Source organism: Actinoplanes xinjiangensis (assembly GCF_003148685.1).
Lineage (GTDB): Bacteria > Actinomycetota > Actinomycetes > Mycobacteriales > Micromonosporaceae > Actinoplanes > Actinoplanes xinjiangensis.
On record NZ_QGGR01000010.1, the window covers coordinates 149,469 to 167,294 of the forward strand.

A 17,826-nucleotide genomic window follows, 5' to 3' on the forward strand; every position below is an offset into this window, starting at 1 on the left:
TCTCAAGCGTCTTGAGACAGCGGTGAGGACCAGCCTGACTTGACCTTGCGCCGGGACCGACCGGGAGCGGGCGATCCGGCGAAGCCGGCCGGCCCGGAGGGCCGGGCCGGTCAGCGGGGGGTGGTCAGGTGGTGGGGGTGGTTCGCCCGGAGGGTGATCGGGGCGGTGCGTCCGTCGGGGAGTCCCAGGTGGACGGTGCGGTCGGTGGTGGACGTCAGGACCGCCTCGACGGAGTCGGGGGACCAGGTCAGGTCGACGGTCACCGGGCCGCGGGCGATCAGGCCGTGGACGCTGCCGGTGGGCCAGGCGGGCGGCAGCGCGGGCAGCAGGTCGATCTGGGCCGTGCCGTCGGCGCCGATGTCGCGGCTGCGCAGCAGCATCGCCACGACCAGGGCGGGGAGACCGCCGGCCAGGTCCACGTTGAACATGTGGTCGCGGTTGTGGGTGGGCACCAGGTTGGGCCGCCAGTACGCCTCGGAGATCCGGGTCAGTGCGGCGTACGCCTCCTCGGCCAGCCCGAGATGGGCCGCGGCCACACCGAGGAGCGCCAGGCCGTACCCCATCTCGTCGGAGGCCTCGCTCAGCCACCACCGCAACCGGGCCCGCACCGCCCGCACCGCCGCGGCGCGCAGCACCGGATCCTCGTCGAACGCCGGATCGCCGCCGTAGTACAGCGGGTAGAGATGGCTGCAGTGCCGGTGCTCGTGGTTGTCCGGGAACCGCGGGTCGACCCATTCGGCCAGTTCGCCGGCATCGTTGACGCGCATCGGCGGCAGCGCGGCCAGCAGCGAACGCCAGCGCAGCACGTCGGGGCCGGACAGGCCGAGCACCTCGGTGATCGTCAGGAGGCCGCGCAGCAGCGCGCCGACCGCCTGGACGTCGAGGGTGGCGTCGACGGTCGCCTGATCACCGGACCGGCCGGGGTCGTTCTCGGGGGAATAGGACGGGCTGAACCGTGCGCGCCCGTCGGTGATCGACACGAACGACAGGTGGAACTCGGCGGCCTCGCGCAGGAACGGCAGCGCCCGTTCCCGCAGGAAGTCCAGGTCACCGGTGTGCTGCCAGTGCTCCAGGTAGAGGCGGGCCAGCCAGGCGGCTCCGGTGGTCCAGAACGTCAGGCACCAGATCGGCCCGAAATGGTTCTGCCGGCCGTGCGTGCCGAGATGCGCCGGCGCGAACAGGCCGGGCACGCCGTAGAGCCGGCGCGCGTTCTCCCGGAAGTCGTCGAGCTGGTCGTCGAGCAGGTCGAACAGTGGTGGCATCAGCTCCGGCGTGCCGGTCGGGTGCACGGCGAGCAGCGCGGCCTGGAGGTTGCCGTCGATGGTCCAGCCGCTGCGCCACGGCGGCGAATAGGTGCCGCTCCATACCCCCTGTAGGGTCGGGGGGCGCCGGCCGGTGCTGCACATGATCGCGTACCGGCCGGCGTCAAAAAGCTGCTGCGCACGATGCCCGCCGAGGTCGAGCCGGACCCGGCCGAATAGATCACCGTGCTGCGCGGCGTGTTCTTTCAGCAGGTCGTCGAAGCTGCCCGACGGCAGCGCGGCGAGGGCGTCGGCCGGCTCCCGCGTTCCGGTCGCGGTCCGGGCGACGATCAGGATCCCTTCATCGGTACGCCGTACGCGCACCGCCACGGTCCAGCCCTCCAGCGCTCCCGCCCAGAGCGGCAGCGCGAACCGTCCGGTGAGCACCAGATCGTCGCCGAACCGGTCGACGGTGTAGTCGATCGGCCGTTCCGGTTCGCCGTCGATCGGCTCGACGCCGACCGTGCCGTCCGTGCCGGTGACCCGGATGACCAGCACGTCCGCGGGGCGGGACACGAAGGCGTCGACGGTCACCCCGGTCCACTCCTGCCGCACCACGCCGGTGCTGAAGTCGGTGCCGCGCAGGTAGCCGTCGCCCGGGTTCGCCGGCGTGAAAGTCAATGTTCCGGCGCCGATCAGCGGATCGATCCAGCGCGTCTGCTCGTACCCCGGATGCTCGGCAACGGCGAGGTCGCACACCGCGCGAGCCGCGTCGCGGAACCGGTCGGCGTCGAGCAGCTCGCGCAGCCGCGGCAGCGCCGGGGCGGTCAGCGGTGCCGGAAGCGGCTCGGTGACCGGCTGGAACAAGTCCTCGTGGGCGAGGGTGAACCGCAGCCGGGCGGGCGAACCGTAGCAGAGCGCGCCCTGCCGGCCGTTGCCGCTGATCAGCGCGCGCTCCCAGTCCTCGGTGGCCTCGGCGTCATGAAACGACGGATTGACGTTGCTCTGCACGGCTCATATTTTGTTTAGAGTTCAAACTAATAGCAAGAGGTGGTCTGATTGCTTCTCTTCGGCGGCGACTACAACCCGGAGCAGTGGCCGGAGGAGGTCTGGACGGAGGACGTCGCGCTGATGCGGCAGGCCGGGGTGAACATCGCCACGGTCGGCGTCTTCGCCTGGTCCGACCTGGAGCCGGAGCCGGGTCGCTACGAGTTCGACTGGCTCGACCGGGTGCTCGACCTGCTCCACGAGGGCGGCATCAAGGTCGCACTGGCCACCCCGACCGCGTCGCCGCCGCCCTGGTTCACCCTCGCCCACCCGGAGGCGCTGCCGGTCACCGCCGACGGGATCCGGCTCAGCCACGGCAGCCGCGACACCTACTGCGTGTCGTCGCCCGCCTATCGGGCCGCCGCCCGCGCCGTCGCCGGCCGGCTCGCCGAACGCTACGCCCACCACCCGGCCCTGGCCATGTGGCACGTGCACAACGAGTACGGCACCGACTGCCGCTGCGACGTCACCGCCGCCGCGTTCCGGCTGTGGCTGCAGAAGAGGCACGGCGACCTGGGCACCCTCAACGAGGCGTGGACCACGTCGTTCTGGAGTCAGCGCTACTCCGACTGGGCGCAGATCGCCCCACCGCGTGCCACCCAGTACATGCCGAACCCGGCGCACGTGCTCGACTTCCGCCGGTTCCTCTCCGACGAACTGCTCGACGGTTTCATCGAGCAGCGTGACCTGCTGCGCGCCGCCAACCCGGCGGTGCCGGTCACCACCAACTTCGTGCAGGGCGGCTGGGTCAGCGTCGACCACGCGCGCTGGGCCGAGGAGGTCGACGTCGTCGCCGTCGACCACTACCCCGACGACGCCGGCCCCGGTGCCGAGGAACAGACCGCCTTCGCCGCCGACCTGGCCCGCGGCTGGGGCGGCGGATCCTGGCTGCTCATGGAGACCGGGCCCAACCTGATCTACACCCGCGGGCGGATGCACGCCAAGGAACCGGGCCGTCTGACCCGGCACAGCCTCGGGTACGTGGCCCGCGGCTCCAGCGGGGCGATGTACTTCCAGTGGCGGCAGCCGCGCGGTGGGGCCGAACTCTTCCACTCGGCGCTCGTGCCGCACGCGGGACCGGACACGCCCGTCTTCCGCGAGGCGGTCGCGCTGGGGCGTACCCTCCGCACTCTCTCGCCGAAGGCGGCCGACGCCCCACCGCCGGCCGCGAGTGTCGCGGTGACCTGGGACGCGCCTTCCTGGTGGGCCCTACAGGGACCCGGTCTGCCGGCCGCCGACATCGACTACCTGGCCGCGGTGCGGCAGGCGCACCGCGCGTTGTACCGCGCCAAGCTTCAGGCCGACTTCGTCTTCCCGGGCGTCTCCACCGCCCTCGGTGACTACCGGATGATCGTCGTGCCGCAGCTCTACCTGGTCTCCGACGAGGCGGCCGCCGCCTTCCGCGACTACGTCGCCGCCGGCGGCACCCTGGTGGTCACCTACCTGAGCGGGATCGCGGAACCCGACACCCGGATCCGGCTCGGCGGATACCCCGGCGCGTTCCGCGAGATCCTGGGGGTACGGGTGGTCGAATGGCACCCGCAGGCACCCGGCACCGTGATCACCCTGGAAGACGGCCTCGCCGGTGCCACCGCCTCCGCCGGGCTCGCTGCCTCTTCCGGTTCCGTCGCCTTTTCGGGTTCCGTCGCCTCCGCCGGTCTCACCGCTGAACGCTGGATCGAACGGGTCGAGACCGCGGGCGCCGCGACGATCAGCCGCTACGCCGACGGTCCGATGGCCGGGGCCCCCGCCATCACCCGCAACCGGTACGGCGCCGGCTCCGCCTGGTACGTCTCGGCCGGCCTCACCGACGACTCCCTCCAGGCGCTGCTGCGACAGGTGGCGGCGGAGGCCGGGGCCGAGCCGGTGCTGCCCGGCCTGCCGTCTGAAGTGGAGGCGGTCCGGCGCGGTGACCTGCTGTTCCTCTTCAACCACGGCGACCAGCCGGCCACCGTGGACAGGGTCACGCTGCCGCCCGGCGGGGTGCGGATCCGGTCAGCCGACGGTGTGGAAGGCCCGCCGGTAGGCCGAGGGTGAGGTGCGCATCGCCTGCGCGAAATGGTGCCGGAAGGTGACCGGGCTCTCGAACCCGACCGCGGCCGCCACCTCCTCGATCGGTGTCCCGGTCGTCTCCAGCAGCGCCAGGCTGGCGTGCACCCGCTGGCCGATCAGCCAGCGGATCGGGGTCGTCCCGGTGGCGCGGGCGAAATGCCGCAGGTAGGTGCGCTCCGACATGTGCGCCCGCCGGGCCAGCACCTCGACTGAGATCGGTGTGGCCAGGTTGCCGAGCGCCCACTCCATGCTGCGCGCCAACCGGTCGTCGGCCGGATCGTCCGGCATCGGGGCCTCGATGAACTGCGCCTGCCCGCCGTCCCGGTGCGGCTGCACGACGAGGCGGCGGGCCACCATGTTCGCCGCCTTCGGGCCGTGGTCGCGGCGGATGACGTGCAGGCACAGATCCAGGCCCGCCGCGCTGCCCGCGCTGGTCAGCACGTCGCCGAGATCGATGTAGAGCACGTCGGCGTCGACCAGGACGTCCGGGTGGCGGCGGCGCAGGGACTCCGCATACCGCCAGTGGGTGGTCGCCCGGCGGCCGTCCAGCAGACCGGCACCGGCCAGCGCGAACGCTCCGGAGCAGATCGACATGACCCGCGCGCCCCGCCGGTGGGCCTGTCGCAGGGCGGCGACCAGCCCGGGTGACGGGTCGGCCCGCACGTCCGGCACCCCCGGGACGATCAACGTGTCCGCGGCCGCGAAGGCGTCCAGGCCGTGCTCGGTGTGCAGCGTGGCGCCGCCGACCAGACGGACCGGCCCTGGTGTCTCGGCGCAGATGGTCAATCCGTACCAGGGGAAGTCGAACTCGGGGCGGGGCAGCCCGAACACCTCGGTGACGATGCCGGTCTCGAAGACGGACATCCCCTGATAGGCGAGAACGGCCACGGTGTGCATGGCGGGATCTTAGCGACCGGTGTCGCCACCGCCACTGGGACGCGGTCCGGCCGGACGGCACGATCGACGACATGACCAGCGCGATCGAACACTTCAGCAACCGGCTCCGCTTCGAGACCGACGTCAGCGACGTCCACCACGACCTGGAAGCCGCCACCCCGGGCCTCGTCGTCGTCGACTCCCGCAGCACCGAGGCCTGGAACCAGGGCCACCTGCCCGGCGCGATCCACCTGCCGACCCGCGAGATCGCCGCCCGTGCCGCCACCACCGTGCCGTCCGGCAGTGCGGTGGTCACCTACTGCTGGGGTCCCGGCTGCAACGGGGCGACCCGGGCCGCCCTGGAGTTCGCGAAGCTCGGATACCAGGTCAAGGAGATGATCGGCGGGTACGAGTACTGGGTGCGCGAAGGTTTCGCCGTCCAGGACCGGACGGGCGAATGGTCCCGCCCGGCCGACGACCTGACCGCGCCGGCCGGTGCCGCCTGCGGCTGCTGACCCGGTGGGGCGTCACACCCGGCCGAGCAGGGCGTCCAGCCACGGATTGCGGAAGACGCCCGCGGGATCGAACCGGGCGGTCAGAGCGGCGAAGTCGGCGAACCGGGGATAGGCGGCCCGCAGGTCGGACGGGGCGGTGGTGAAGACCTTGCCCCAGTGCGGGCGGGCGCCCAGCGGCGCCAGCGCCTTCTCCAGGTCGGCGACCACCGGCAGCACGGCCTCGGTGTCGGCGATCCAGGTGAAGTGCAGGGCCAGGCTGTCCTGCTCGTAGTGGGGGCTCAGCCACAGGTCGTCGGCGGCGATCGTCCGGACTTCGCAGACCTGCAGGACCGCGGCGACCCGGTCGCGGAGACCCGAGACCGCCCCGATCGCGGCGAGTGCCGCCGAACGGGGCAGATGCCACTCGGACTGGAGCTCCTCACCGCTGCTCGGGGTGAACTCCATCCGGAAATGCGGCAGCCGGGTATGCCACGGTCCCGGTGTCCCGCCCTGCTCGGTGCAGTTGACCGTCGGCATGCCGGGCACCGGGTGCCGCGGGCCGTCCGCCGGGCGGGCGCCGAAGAAGTCGCCCGTCATCGGCTCGGCCCGTTTGAGCCACACCTGATCGATACCGGGGCCGGACCAGCGGGTGAAGAGACTGACGCTGTAGCCGGCCGACAGGATCTCGTCGAGGTGCTCGTGCAGGGAGGCCTCGGGCAGGTCCTCGTAGACGTACTGCCGCAGCTCGAAGGCGGGCACGACGTCCAGCGTGAGGGCGGTGACGACGCCGAGCGCGCCGAGACCGACGACCGCTCCGGCGAGGTCGGGGCCGGACCGGTCCAGGACCGTGACCTCACCGTCGGCGCGCAGGATCTCCAGACCGGAGACCGCGGTGGCCAGGTTGCCGTTGCGCACGCCCGAGCCGTGGGTGGCGGTGGCGACCGCCCCGGCCACCGAGATGTGCGGCAGCGAGGCCATGTTGTGCACGGCCAGGCCCTCGGCGGCGAGCCGGGCGGCCAGCTCCCCGTACCGGATGCCGCCGTCGATCCGGACCGTGGCACGGTCGGCCGCGATCTCGACGGCACGCGGCAGGTCGGCCAGCGAGATCAGATCGCCGTCGGTGTCGGCGAGCCGGTTGAACGAGTGACCGCTGCCGAGGACCCGCAGGCGGCTCGTGCCGGTGACCACCTCACGCAGCTCGTCGAGGGTGCGCGGACGGTGCAGCCGCCGTGCACCGAACTCGATGTTTCCCGCCCAGTTGGTCAGACGCTCCGGCATTGCTACACCCTACGTGTATCGCCTGTTCACGGCCACGGCGCAGAGCATCCGGGTTATCGTCGGGCGACTCGCGGAACGAGCGTTGGGGGAATACGGAATGGCGTCGATCGTGGTCGCCGAGGACGACACCGACATCGCTCAGCTGCTCGCGACGGTGCTGAGCAACGCGGGCCACAGCGTCCGCACCGCACCGACCGGCCCGGTCGCGCTCGACATGATCAGCGAGGCCGGCCCGGACCTGATCATCCTGGACCATCACATGCCCGGGATGAGCGGGCTGGACGTGGCCGGCCGTCTCCGGGGCGACGCGACCACCGCCTCGATCCCGTTGATCATGCTGTCCGCCGCCGCGCCGGCCGCCGCCCGCGGGCTGTGCGATGTGACGATCTCCAAGCCGGTACGCCCGAAGCACGTCGTCGAGGCCGCCAACGAGTTGCTGGCCGCCCGGGGCGAGCACCCCCAGCACGACGCCGCTCACCAACTGGTCGACGTGGAACGGCTGCTCGCGGTCTCCGACTACCTGACCCGGCCGGCCCACGCCGACATCCTGGACGCCTTCGCCGAGAAGCTCACCACGTTGACCGGGGTGCCCGCGGCGGCGATCACGCTGGTGCTCAACGACAGCGTGGTGGTCGCCGGTTCACACGGCATGCCCCGCTGGGTGCGGGAGGCCGGCGGCGTACCGGTCGAGTGGTCGCCGGACACCATCGTGGTGGCCGAGGACGTGCCGGTCCTGATCAGCGACAGCGCCGCCGACGAGGAGTACGCCACCTCGCCGCTCTTCTCGGTCAGCGGGGTGCGCTCCTACGCCAGCGTGCCGCTGAACTCCGCCGAGGGGCACGTGGTCGGCACGCTCTGCGTGATGGACGAGGAGCCGGGCACCTGCACCGAGGACACCGTGCAGATCCTGCACTCGCAGCGGGCGAAGGCGCTGATGATGCTGGCGCGCGCCGGGTGATCCGTACCCTGGTGAGGTTTTCTCCGGTGTTACCGAAGGTTATTTTCGGCGACATAATTCCTGAGTGATCGCTGTGTCACGTTCTGCACGCGTATGTCGCTTTAGGTGCAACTATTGGTCGCGCTCCCGTTTCCCGTGATCCAAATCGAGATGCTGTGCACGTTCTCTCTTGACGAAACCTGCGTCACAATCAGTCACGCCCACGGCGTTGGTGCGGGCAGTATGCAGCCTCGGCGGAATCGCGAACGAGAGGAACGGCGCGGAATGGCGCAGATCCATCACTTCGAGTACGGGGCTCTGACCCCCACGGTCAGCTACATCCTCTCCGTGCTCGGGTCACTACTCGGACTCACCAGCGCTGTCCGGCTCCGGTCGGCGAAGACCGGCGGCGAGCGTTTCTGGTGGCTCACCCTGGCCGCGGTCGCGATCGGTGCGACCGGCATCTGGAGCATGCACTTCGTCGCCATGATGGGCTTCGACGTCGACGGCACCCCGATCCGTTACGACATCGGACTGACCGTGGCGAGCGCGATCATCGCGCTGGCGTCGGTCGGCCTCGGCCTGGCCATCGCCCTGCTCGGGAACACCGGCTCGAAGGTCCGGATCCTGATCGGCGGCGTCCTGGCCGGCCTCGGTGTCGCGGCGATGCACTACACCGGCATGGCGGCGATGGAGTTGCGCGGCCAGATCCACTACGCGGGCCGCGAGGTGATCGCCTCGATCGCGATCGCCGTGGTCGCCGCGACCGTCGCGCTCTGGCTGACGCTCGTCGTCACCAAGCCGATCGCGATCTTCGTGTCCGCGCTGGTCATGGGCATCGCCGTCAACGGCATGCACTTCACCGGCATGATGGCCATGTCGGTCGTCCCGGAGAGCCAGTTCGGCTCGGTCGAGGGCGCCACCGCGGCCGGCCTGCTCGTACCGGTCGGCGCCGCGGTGGTCTTCGCGATCATCGGCATGGGCTACGCCCTGGTCTCCGCGCCCACCGAGGAGGACCGCGCCGCGGCCGAGTACCTCAAGGCCCGCATCGACCACCGGCACTCCCAGGGCGCGACCCCGGCACCGGCACCCGCGCCGTTCGGTGGTCAGCCCGCCGGTCAGCAGCCGCAACAGCAGCAGCCGCAGGGCCGCGCCGGACGCACCACGCTCGGTGACGGGTCGTGGACGTACCGCGACCGCGGTCGCCAGTAGACACCACACCGGGCCGATGGCGGCCTGTCGACTGTCCGTTCTTAACCACCCGAACCGCCAGCTGATCGATCCGCACGTCACCGCCCTGCAGAACTACCTTTGCAGGGCGGTTGCGAGAAACGTGAAACGTGCGGAGAGCTGGGAGAACAGACGTGTCGGTAGGCATTCTCGGTACCGGGTCGTACCTGCCGGAGCGGGTCGTGACCAACGTGGACCTGCTCGCTCTGGTGCCGGACGCGGACCCCGAATGGGTGTCCCGGAAGACCCTCATCGAGGCCCGCCGGTTCGCCGCCCCCGACGAGGCGGCCTCGGACCTGGCGGCCCACGCGGCCCGGGCGGCGCTGCGGCGGGCCGGCGTGACGGCGGCCGAGATCGACTACATCATCGTGTCCACCTCGACCGGCGACTCCCCACAGCCGCCGACCTCGAACCTGGTGCAGCACACGATCGGCGCCACCGGCGCCGCCTGCTTCGACGTCAACGCGGTCTGTGCCGGGTTCGTCTTCGCCCTCAGCGTGGCCAACGGCCTGCTCCAGGCGCAACCCGACGCCCTCGTGCTGGTGATCGCGTCGGACGTGTACTCACGGATCCTCGACTTCGGCGACCGGCGCACCGCGGTGCTCTTCGGCGACGGGGCGGGCGCGGCGGTCGTCGGCCGGGTGCCCGACGGCTACGGCATCATCGACCTCGAACTGGCGTCCCACGGCGACGCGAACGACCTGATCCACGTGAAGGCGGGCGGCAGCCGGCTCCCGGCGTCGGCGCAGACCGTCGCCGACGGGGACCACTACTTCCGGATGAACGGCCGCGGTGTCCGCGACTTCGTGGCCACCGGGGTGCCGCCGGCGCTGGACGCCCTGCTGCGGCGCAACGAGTTCAAGGCCGAGGACGTCGACCACTTCGTCCCGCACCAGGCCAACGGCATCATGCTCCAGGAGCTGGTGGACGCGGCCGGCCTCCGGAACGCGCACACCCACCTCACCCTGCCCTGGTACGGCAACGTGGGCAGCGCCTCGCTCCCGGTCACCCTGGACGACGCCAATCACAACGGTTCGCTGCGTGACGGCGAACTGGTGCTGCTGGCCGGGTTCGGTGGCGGCATGTCGCTGGGCGCCTGCCTGCTCCGCTGGGGCCGAGGCTGACCTACGCCCGGCTCCTCTCGCGCCTGCGCGGGCGCCGCGATCGATCCGGGCCGGCTCGCCTCGCGGGTCTCGGGCCCGCGCAAGCGCCGCGTTCGATTCGGGCCGGCTCGCCTCGCGGGTCTCGCGCCCGCGCAAGCGCCGCGTTCGATCTGGGCCGGCTCGCCTCGCGGGTCTCGGGCCTGCGCGGGCGCCGCGTTCGATTCGGGCTGGTTCTCACCGCTGTCTCGCGCCTGCTGAGACAGCGGTGAGAACCAGCCCGATTTGCGGCGGGGCTCTACTTCGGCTGGATCAGCCACTCCCAGGCGCGCTTGAGGCCGGTGGCGCGGTTCTCGGCCAACTCGGCGGGGGTGTCGGCGCTCGGTGTGGCCAGGCGATCGGCTGGTTCGGCGACGATCACGCCATGCTCGAACAGGCCGTCCACCTGGTCGCCGGCCGCGAAGCGATGGCCGTCGCCGGTCTTGATCAGCAGGCCGTGGAACACGTTCGCGGGCTCGTCGGCGAGCACGTGGTCGACCGTGCCGACCTCGTCACCGGAGCGGTCGTAGACGGCCGTGCCGTCCTTGAGGACGAGGTACGACACCGGGGCGCCGAGATCCTCTGGTGCGGTGTGCTGCGTCATGTCGTCGCATTACCCCGTCCACGGGATGATTCGACCGGCCTGGCCAACATCATCTTTTCGGATAACGTGATCTAAACATTTTGTCTGGAATATGCTTCTGGCCCCGAAACGCCGTTCCGAGTAATGGCGCACGCCTGAATTCCGCATAGTGTCCGTTTTGTCAGGCCGGTCGAAGGTGACCGGCGGACTCGCAGGCACTGGAGGAATCTCGATGCAGAAGACACGGCGAATCGGGGCCGTCATCGCCCTGACGACAGCGGCTCTCGGTGCCGCGGCGACAGTCGCGACCGCCCCGGCCGGTGCGGCACCCCGTGGTCCCCAGCCGGTGTCCCACTGGCTCCAGTCCGTCCGTGCCCACACCGGCAGTTGGGTGGCCATCCAGTGGCGCACCGACCGGCCGATCTGCGACGCCGAGGTCCGCGTCCGCGGCGAGCGGGTCCGTGTCGACTACCTCGGCATCCGGAACTCGGCATCCTTCTCCCGCGGCGACACGCTGCGGCCCGGGCGCACCGACTTCACCAGGATCCGCGTGACCCCGTACCTGCAGCGGCCCGGGGTCGCCAAGCTGTGGGCGACGATCTCCTACGACGAGTGCGGCTTCAACGCCCGCACCAGGACGCGCACGGCGGTGCTCTCGCTGCCCGTGCTGCGCAACACCGGCCCGGTGGGCCTGGGCGGTCCGGGCGATCCCGGGCACGGCCGGCCGGGCGACCCGAACCACGGCGGTCCCGGCGCTCCGGGACACGGTGGTCCGGGCCAGGGTCCGAAGGGTCCGGCCGGGCCCCAGGGCCCGGGGAAGGGCGGCCCTGGCCAGCACACCCCCGGTGGTGGCCAGGGCGCGTCCGACAGTCAGTCGCGGACCGATGACCAGCAGCAGCCGAGCGGCCAGTCGCAGACCGACCAGCAGAACGGCGGCGGTCCGCGGGACGACTCGAACGATCCGCGCAATTGACGACCATGGGCTGAACGCCGAATGAAGTGACGCCCGATCAGGAATTCCGATCGGGCGTCACTTCACGTAGCCGTACGATTGCCGGTCGATCTTTAATGCATTTCAGCGACGCGCCATGATCAATCCGGCCGGGTCGGCGCAGACCAGTTCCAGAGCCCGGGCGACGATCGCCGGGTGGTAGGTGCTGGCGTGGAACGTCGCCTCCAGGTGCAGGACGCCGTTCATCTCGCTGGTGGTCAGCGTGATGCCCTCCGGGCCGTTGAGTGTCGGCACGCTCTGGTTGATCCGGCTCGCCGGTTCGACCGCCCATGGCAGGTCGCTGAGCATGTCGTGCCGGCCCTGGTTGCTGAAGGTGAGCCGGGGCCGGGGCTCGACCGTGATCTCGGACGGGAACGGGTCCGGCATGCCGGGCGCGCCGGTCAGCAGGATCTTGCCCTCGCGCAGCAGCATCATGGTCAGGATCCGCCCGGTGGCGAGTTCCGCCTTCAGCGTCCGGTGGATGGCGAGCGGGTCGGTCAGGCTCGGCGGCGTCAGGTACGGGCCCATGCAGAAGTTGCTGTCGATGCTGACACCGGGATCGAGGTACCGGCGGGCGTCGGCGAGGAACGTGCCGCCCCGCAGGTCGGGGTTGAGACCGAGTTCGATCAGCGCCGAGGTGAACGCCGCGAAAGTGATCGCCGAGGTGGTGACGCCCGGGGCGTACTGGTCGCGCCAGGTCCGCATCTGGCCGAGCACCTGGCCGGACCGGGCCGTCGTCACCGTCAGGTCCGCCTGCCAGGGGCGGGCCGGGCCCTCCTCGACGTGCGGCGGCCGGGCGAAGCTCAGTCCGTCCTTCCAGCGGGCGGGCTGCCGGCCGAACTGCTTCCACCAGGCCTTCGGCAGCGCGGTCCGGTGCCGCCTCGACGGCGCGATCCGGGCCGCGCGACCCTCGTACGCCGCCTGGACCAGCTCGTGGACCAGTGTGTTGACCGGGCCGGCGTCGCCGTAGGCGTGGGACACCTTGAGGGCGAAGTATCCGCCGCCGACCAGGATCCGCACCGGGTGGTGGGCGCGCGGCTCGGCCTGCAACTGGCGGGTCATCGCGTCGAAGTCGACCGGGCCGGGCCCGAGGTCGGTGACCGCGTCCCGTACCCAGCCGGCGAACGACGCGGCGTCCATGTGCTGCCACCTGGCGCCGGAGCGGTCCAGCCGGGAGACCGCCCGGTGCGTCGGGTCGGCGGCGTGCAGGCCGATCAGCGCGTTGCGGACGCGGGCCGCGTCGACGCCGGTCAGCGGGCCGACGGTACGGATGTACTCCAGGGGCAGCCAGGCACGTTCGTGCAGGGTCAGGCTGGTGGTGGACATGACGTTGACTCCCTCTGATACCGCGGACATGTCGGCGACCGGGGCGAAGACGACCTTCAGCACGGTCGGGGCGACCAGCACCGTCTCGACGGCCATCACCACGGCCACCGCGGTGACCAGGTCGTTCAGGTCGCCGTGGGTGCCGGCCCACCAGGCGGCCAGCAACTCGGTCACGCCGGCGAAGACCGAGAAGATCCCCGCGCCGCGCAGGCGGTTCTGCACCCGGGAGATGGCCAGGAAGAAGTGGTGGAAGACGAACGGGATGTAGGTGAGCGACAGGATGGCGAGCGCCTGGCCCGCCGACTGCGCGTAGCCGGCCCCGAACAGGCCCATGATCTGCTCGGACAGCAGGAACACCACGAGCGATGCCGGGAGGCCGCCGCCGAGGCAGATGAGCAGGCCCACCCGGACCTTGCCGCGTAGGGCACCCCGGTCGCCGGCGGTCACCGCGAAGAGCGTGAGCGCCACGTTGCCCGGCACCATCGCCATGAACGACAGCACCATGAACGCGGTGTAGAACGCGGCGTTGGCCTCCGCCGACAGGGTCGCGGTGACGATCAGCGGCAGCGCGGCCCGGGGCAGGTAGGTGGCCAGGTTCAGCAGGTTGTGGTCGAAGGTGGCCCGGCCGCGGCCGCGCATCAGCGACGGCCGGGGGCGCAGCGAGTCGATCATGCCGCGCCGGCGCAGCACCCGGAACAGGATCGCGGTCGACGTGACGATGCCGGCCACCCAGGTCAGCAGCAGCACCGGGCCGGTCAGCGCGAGGCCCGGGATGATCGCCACCAGTCCGAGCAGCATCAGCTTGATCAGGGAGAACCAGGCGTTGCGCATCAGCTGGAGCGGGCCTTGCAGGAGGCCGACCATGGCCTCGTCGAGGACCAGTGTCATGGCGTTCAGGGCGATGCCGACGACCAGCAGGACGGTGCCGAGGCCACCGCCGAGCGCGTCCTTCAGGCTCGGCGCCCACAGGTGGGCGGCCAGGACGTAGAAGAGTCCACCGGCGGTGGCCGCGGTTCCCGCGGTGAGCAGGCAGGTGGAGATCAGGTCCCATTTGCCGCGGGCCACCGACGGCAGCTCGGAGATGAGCATGGTGCCCATGCCGAACATGCCGATCGTGCCGATCAGGGTCATCGCCGAGACCGCGGCGGACGCCTGGCCGACGGCCGCCTGCGGGGCCAGGTGGGCCGCGACCCACCAGTAGGCGAACCCGAACGCGGACGTGACGAGGGTCGTCGCCATCAGCGAGCCCGCGTTGAGGAACAGGTCGACGTGGCCCTTGAGAGCGGTGAAGATGCCGCGGCCACCCGGCGGTCGTGGCCCGGCGTGCCGTGGTGCGGCGTGGGTTGCCGTCACGCTGATTCCCCCCAATGATCGACTCAGTTACGAAACTTAGTAACTCGCCGTGTTCATCGGTAGGGCGGTACGCACGCCGTCGCCTGTCCGTCTAGCTCGGAAAAAGGGCGATTCGGCGGACGATGGCGTAGTGACTCTGGGTAGTTAGAGCCAGCCGGACTTCTTCAGACGGTGATATAGCCCACCGCCGATGAGTGACATCGCGGCGATCGAGGCGTAGAAGCCGTACGGCGATTTCAGCCCCGGCATCACCTCGAAGTTCATCCCGAAGATGCCGGCGATGACGGTCGGCACCGCGGCGATGGCCGCCCACGCGGCGATCTTGCGCATGTCGTGGTTCTGGTCGACCGACACCTGCGCCAGCCGGGCCTGGAGGACCGAGTTGAGCAGGTCGTCGAAGCTGCCGACCCGGTCCACGGCCCGGGCCAGCCGCCCGCGCGCGTCCTCCAGGTACGGCCGGAGCCCGGCCGGGAGATCCGGCGAATCGATCAGCCGGGACAGCGGGTCGGCAAGGGGCAGCACCGCCCGCTTGAACTCGACCATCTCCCGTTTGAGCTGGTAGATGTGGGCGAACTCGGAGCTCCGGACGGAGGCGAAGGTCTCCTCTTCGATGCGCTCGAGGTCCCGTTCCACGTGCTCGGCCACGTCGAGGTAGCTGTCCACCATCCGGCTGCCCACCGCGTACGCCACCGACCACGGCCCCTGGCGCAGCACCTCCGGGCGGCTCTGCAACTCGTTGCGGACCGCCCAGAGCGGGCCGACCGGGCCGTGCCGCACGGTGATCGCGAACCAGGGGCCGATCAGCACGGTGACGTCGCCGGTCTCCACCACCTCGGAGGTGGCGGTCAGCCGGTCGTGCTCGACGTAGCGTGCGGTCCGCAGCACCAGCCGGGTGACGTCGCCCAGGGTCTGCACGCCGGGCCGGTGGCCGCCCGCGACAGCCTGCTCGACGAGGAGTTCGTGCAGGCCGAACACCTCGGCGACCGGGCGCATGGTGGCCAGGTCGGGCTCGTGCAGGCCGAGCCAGACGAACGCGCCGCGGCGGCGCCGGGCCACGCGGGCCGCGTCCGCGAACGGGACCTGCGCCGCACCGCCGTGCCGCAGGCCGCCGGCGTAGACCGCGCAGTCGACGATGGCGTCCGGGTTGCCGGAGCGCGGGCCCGCCCCCGGTTCGGCCGGCCGGGTCAGTGCGGTCAGGAACTCCTTGACCGCGCCGGGGAGCAACCTCCGACGTCCGTCGGTCCGTTCCCGTGAGCGACCGAGCATCGGCCCGCCACCTTCCACCTCGCCGTGAGCTGCGAGGGACAAGGTAGCGGTCCGGGTCCCGGCTGGCTCTCACCGCTGTCTCGGCGCGCTTAAGACAGCGGTGAGAGCCAGCCCGGACCCGGACCCGACAGCCAGCGGGACGGCCCCGGCAACCGGCGGGACCCGACAGCCAGCGGGACGGCCCCGGCAACCGGCGGGACCCGACAGCCAGCGGGACGGCCCCGGCAACCGGCGGGACCCGACAGCCGGCGGGGCGGCCCCGGCAACCGGCCGGACGGCCCCGGCAACCGGCCGGGCGGCCCCGGGAGTCGGCCGGGCGGGTCGGTCAGTCGGAGCGCTGCATCGCCCGGACTCCGACGAACAGGCCGAGCGCGCCGACCAGTACGGCCGCGACGAGACCCGCCAGCGTGTGCCGGGTGAGCACCTCACCGTTGAAGAGGGCGCGTTCGGCGTTCACCACGTACGTCATCGGATTGATCTTGGAAAGCGCCTGTAGCCAGCCCGGCCCGTCGTCCAGCGGAAGCAGCACCCCGGCCAGCAGGAGCAGCGGGAACAGCAGGGTCTGCTGCACGGTCCAGAACAGCCACTCGGTGTTCTTCGAGGCGAGGGCGAGGGTGTACGACAGCGCCCCGAGCCCGATGCAGAACCCGGCCAGGATGAGCAGCCCGAGCAGCGCCCCGCCGAGATGCAGCCGGAAGCCGAACGGGATGCAGACGGCCACGATCAGGACGGCCTGCGCGAGCATCGGGACGATCTCCTTGAGCGCCCGGCCGATCAGCAGTGCGGGCCGGCGCAGCGGGGTGACCAGCATCCGTTCGTGCGAGCCGGTCTGGATCTCGAAGAGCAGGTTGGAGCCGGTCATCGACGAGCCGAAGAGGCACGACATCACGATGATCCCGGGTACGAACCACTGCAACGACCCGTCACCCGGCAGCAGCGGCGCGAACAGGCCGAGGAAGAACAGCGGCTGGACCATCGAGAAGATCACGGAGAACGGGTCGCGGACCACCGGCCGCAGCTCGCGGCTGAAGACGACGCGGGTGTCGGTGAGGAGCGAGGTCATGATCAGGCCTCCAGAAGGGCGGGAGCGGGAGCCGCGACGTCCTCGCGCAGGCTGCGGCCGGTCAGGGTGAGGAAGACGTCGTCCAGGGTCGGGCGGACGACCTCGATCGAGACCGGCCCGAGTGAGGCCAGCCGGGCGGCGAGCCGCGGTCCGTCGTCGCTGGTGATCCGCACCACGGTGCCGTCCCGCGTCCCGTCCGGTACGCGGGCGGCCGCCTGCTCGGAGTCGAAGCCCAGGATCACGCGATCGCCGACGTGCTTGGCCTTGAGCTGCTGCGGGGTGTCGTCGGCGATGATCCGCCCGTGGTCGATCACCACCACCCGCTCGGCCATCGAGTCGGCCTCGTCCAGGTAGTGCGTGGTCAGCACGATCGTGGTGCCGTGCTCGGCGCGCAGCCGCAGGATGTGCTCCTGGAGGTTGGCCCGGTTCTGCGGGTCCAGCCCGGTCGACGGCTCGTCGAGGAAGAGCAGCTCCGGCGCGTGGATCAGGCCCATCGCGATGTCCAGGCGGCGGCGCTGACCGCCGGAGAGGGTGGAGACGGTACGGTTCGCGACCTCGCCGAGCCCGAGGGAGTCGATCAGCTCGTCGGCGCGTTTCCGGGCGGCAGGGACCCGCAGGCCGTACGCCCGTCCCTGGCTGATCAGCTCGTCCCGGCCGCGCTGGCTGTGCCCGGCGCCGTTGCCCTGTCCGATGTAGCCGATCCGCAGGCGTACCTCGCGCTGCTTCCGGGCCACGTCGAAACCGGCCACCCGGGCGCTGCCGCTGGTCGGCGGGATGAGAGTGGTGAGCATCCGCAGGGTGGTCGACTTGCCGGCTCCGTTGGGCCCGAGGAGTGCGACCAGCTCGCCCCGGGCCACCGTCAGATCGATGCCGTCGACCGCCCGGACGTCCTTGAACTGCTTCGTCAGCTCTCGCGTCTCAATCATGCTCCGACGATAGGATTCACTGCG

General features: G+C 71.2%; 14 protein-coding genes. 6 read left to right on the plus strand and 8 right to left on the minus strand.

Features of this window, described 5'->3' with window-relative positions; all coding sequences use genetic code 11:
* Positions 1-110: 110 nt before the first annotated feature.
* The gene (locus BC793_RS23115) at positions 111-2,252 is read right to left on the minus strand and encodes a glycosyl hydrolase family 95 catalytic domain-containing protein (RefSeq protein ID WP_109595538.1); all 2,142 of its coding nucleotides are present in this window, start codon (positions 2,250-2,252) and stop codon (positions 111-113) included.
* Between the two features lie 48 nt (positions 2,253-2,300).
* Between BC793_RS23115 and BC793_RS23120 the strand changes: the two genes are divergently transcribed.
* Positions 2,301-4,325: a beta-galactosidase gene (locus BC793_RS23120; protein ID WP_239170266.1), complete on the plus strand. Its 2,025-nt coding sequence runs from the start codon at positions 2,301-2,303 to the stop codon at positions 4,323-4,325.
* Here the strand turns inward: BC793_RS23120 and ftrA are convergent.
* Positions 4,284-5,237 (minus strand): transcriptional regulator FtrA, encoded by a 954-nt coding sequence (ftrA, locus tag BC793_RS23125; RefSeq protein ID WP_109595540.1) that lies wholly within the window; start codon positions 5,235-5,237, stop codon positions 4,284-4,286. The genes BC793_RS23120 and ftrA overlap by 42 nt on opposite strands.
* Positions 5,238-5,308: 71 nt before the next feature.
* On the opposite strand from ftrA, the gene BC793_RS23130 reads away from it, so the two are divergent.
* On the plus strand, positions 5,309-5,731 hold the full coding sequence (locus BC793_RS23130) for a rhodanese-like domain-containing protein (protein ID WP_109595542.1): 423 nt from the start codon (positions 5,309-5,311) through the stop codon (positions 5,729-5,731).
* A gap of 12 nt (positions 5,732-5,743) precedes the next feature.
* Here BC793_RS23130 and BC793_RS23135 read toward each other — a convergent pair whose 3' ends face one another.
* Positions 5,744-6,988, minus strand: a complete 1,245-nt coding sequence (locus BC793_RS23135; RefSeq protein WP_109595544.1) for a D-arabinono-1,4-lactone oxidase — start codon at positions 6,986-6,988, stop codon at positions 5,744-5,746.
* A 97-nt stretch (positions 6,989-7,085) separates the two neighbouring features.
* Between BC793_RS23135 and BC793_RS23140 the strand changes: the two genes are divergently transcribed.
* From BC793_RS23140 to BC793_RS23150, 3 genes are all read left to right on the plus strand, one after another.
* Positions 7,086-7,946 (plus strand): response regulator, encoded by an 861-nt coding sequence (locus BC793_RS23140; RefSeq protein WP_109595546.1) that lies wholly within the window; start codon positions 7,086-7,088, stop codon positions 7,944-7,946.
* Between the two features lie 264 nt (positions 7,947-8,210).
* The gene (locus BC793_RS23145; protein ID WP_109595548.1) at positions 8,211-9,137 is read left to right on the plus strand and encodes an MHYT domain-containing protein; all 927 of its coding nucleotides are present in this window, start codon (positions 8,211-8,213) and stop codon (positions 9,135-9,137) included.
* A gap of 152 nt (positions 9,138-9,289) precedes the next feature.
* Positions 9,290-10,279, plus strand: coding sequence for a 3-oxoacyl-ACP synthase III family protein (locus tag BC793_RS23150; protein WP_109595550.1), 990 nt, complete (start codon positions 9,290-9,292; stop codon positions 10,277-10,279).
* A gap of 274 nt (positions 10,280-10,553) precedes the next feature.
* On the opposite strand, the gene BC793_RS23155 is transcribed toward BC793_RS23150, so the two are convergent.
* The gene (locus BC793_RS23155; RefSeq protein WP_109595552.1) at positions 10,554-10,898 is read right to left on the minus strand and encodes a PRC-barrel domain-containing protein; all 345 of its coding nucleotides are present in this window, start codon (positions 10,896-10,898) and stop codon (positions 10,554-10,556) included.
* A 211-nt stretch (positions 10,899-11,109) separates the two neighbouring features.
* Between BC793_RS23155 and BC793_RS48940 the strand changes: the two genes are divergently transcribed.
* Positions 11,110-11,850, plus strand: a complete 741-nt coding sequence (locus tag BC793_RS48940) for a hypothetical protein (RefSeq protein ID WP_146246394.1) — start codon at positions 11,110-11,112, stop codon at positions 11,848-11,850.
* Between the two features lie 102 nt (positions 11,851-11,952).
* Here BC793_RS48940 and BC793_RS23165 read toward each other — a convergent pair whose 3' ends face one another.
* The 4 genes from BC793_RS23165 to BC793_RS23180 all read right to left on the minus strand — a co-directional run bounded on the left by BC793_RS23165 (position 11,953) and on the right by BC793_RS23180 (position 17,802).
* A complete protein-coding gene (locus BC793_RS23165; RefSeq protein WP_109595556.1) occupies positions 11,953-14,547 on the minus strand; it encodes an MATE family efflux transporter in 2,595 nt (864 codons plus the stop codon).
* A 144-nt stretch (positions 14,548-14,691) separates the two neighbouring features.
* Positions 14,692-15,813, minus strand: a complete 1,122-nt coding sequence (locus tag BC793_RS23170; protein WP_109595558.1) for a magnesium and cobalt transport protein CorA — start codon at positions 15,811-15,813, stop codon at positions 14,692-14,694.
* Positions 15,814-16,138: 325 nt separating this feature from the next.
* Complete coding sequence (locus tag BC793_RS23175) at positions 16,139-16,876, minus strand: ABC transporter permease (RefSeq protein ID WP_109595560.1); 738 nt, start codon at positions 16,874-16,876, stop codon at positions 16,139-16,141.
* 2 nt (positions 16,877-16,878) lie between these two features.
* Positions 16,879-17,802 carry an ABC transporter ATP-binding protein gene (locus tag BC793_RS23180; protein WP_109595562.1) on the minus strand — a complete coding sequence of 308 codons (924 nt, stop codon included), beginning with the start codon at positions 17,800-17,802 and terminating at the stop codon, positions 16,879-16,881.
* Positions 17,803-17,826 lie beyond the last annotated feature (24 nt).

What these genes read in the sequence shown, in the direction of transcription:
- ftrA (WP_109595540.1), bottom strand. Translation starts at nt 5,237, where the DNA reads ATGCACACCGTGGCCGTTCTCGCCTATCAGGGGATGTCCGTCTTCGAG.
- BC793_RS23130 (WP_109595542.1), top strand. Translation starts at nt 5,309, where the DNA reads ATGACCAGCGCGATCGAACACTTCAGCAACCGGCTCCGCTTCGAGACC.
- BC793_RS23135 (WP_109595544.1), bottom strand. Translation starts at nt 6,988, where the DNA reads ATGCCGGAGCGTCTGACCAACTGGGCGGGAAACATCGAGTTCGGTGCA.
- BC793_RS23140 (WP_109595546.1), top strand. Translation starts at nt 7,086, where the DNA reads ATGGCGTCGATCGTGGTCGCCGAGGACGACACCGACATCGCTCAGCTG.
- BC793_RS23145 (WP_109595548.1), top strand. Translation starts at nt 8,211, where the DNA reads ATGGCGCAGATCCATCACTTCGAGTACGGGGCTCTGACCCCCACGGTC.
- BC793_RS23155 (WP_109595552.1), bottom strand. Translation starts at nt 10,898, where the DNA reads ATGACGCAGCACACCGCACCAGAGGATCTCGGCGCCCCGGTGTCGTAC.
- BC793_RS48940 (WP_146246394.1), top strand. Translation starts at nt 11,110, where the DNA reads ATGCAGAAGACACGGCGAATCGGGGCCGTCATCGCCCTGACGACAGCG.
- BC793_RS23170 (WP_109595558.1), bottom strand. Translation starts at nt 15,813, where the DNA reads ATGCTCGGTCGCTCACGGGAACGGACCGACGGACGTCGGAGGTTGCTC.
- BC793_RS23175 (WP_109595560.1), bottom strand. Translation starts at nt 16,876, where the DNA reads ATGACCTCGCTCCTCACCGACACCCGCGTCGTCTTCAGCCGCGAGCTG.
- BC793_RS23180 (WP_109595562.1), bottom strand. Translation starts at nt 17,802, where the DNA reads ATGATTGAGACGCGAGAGCTGACGAAGCAGTTCAAGGACGTCCGGGCG.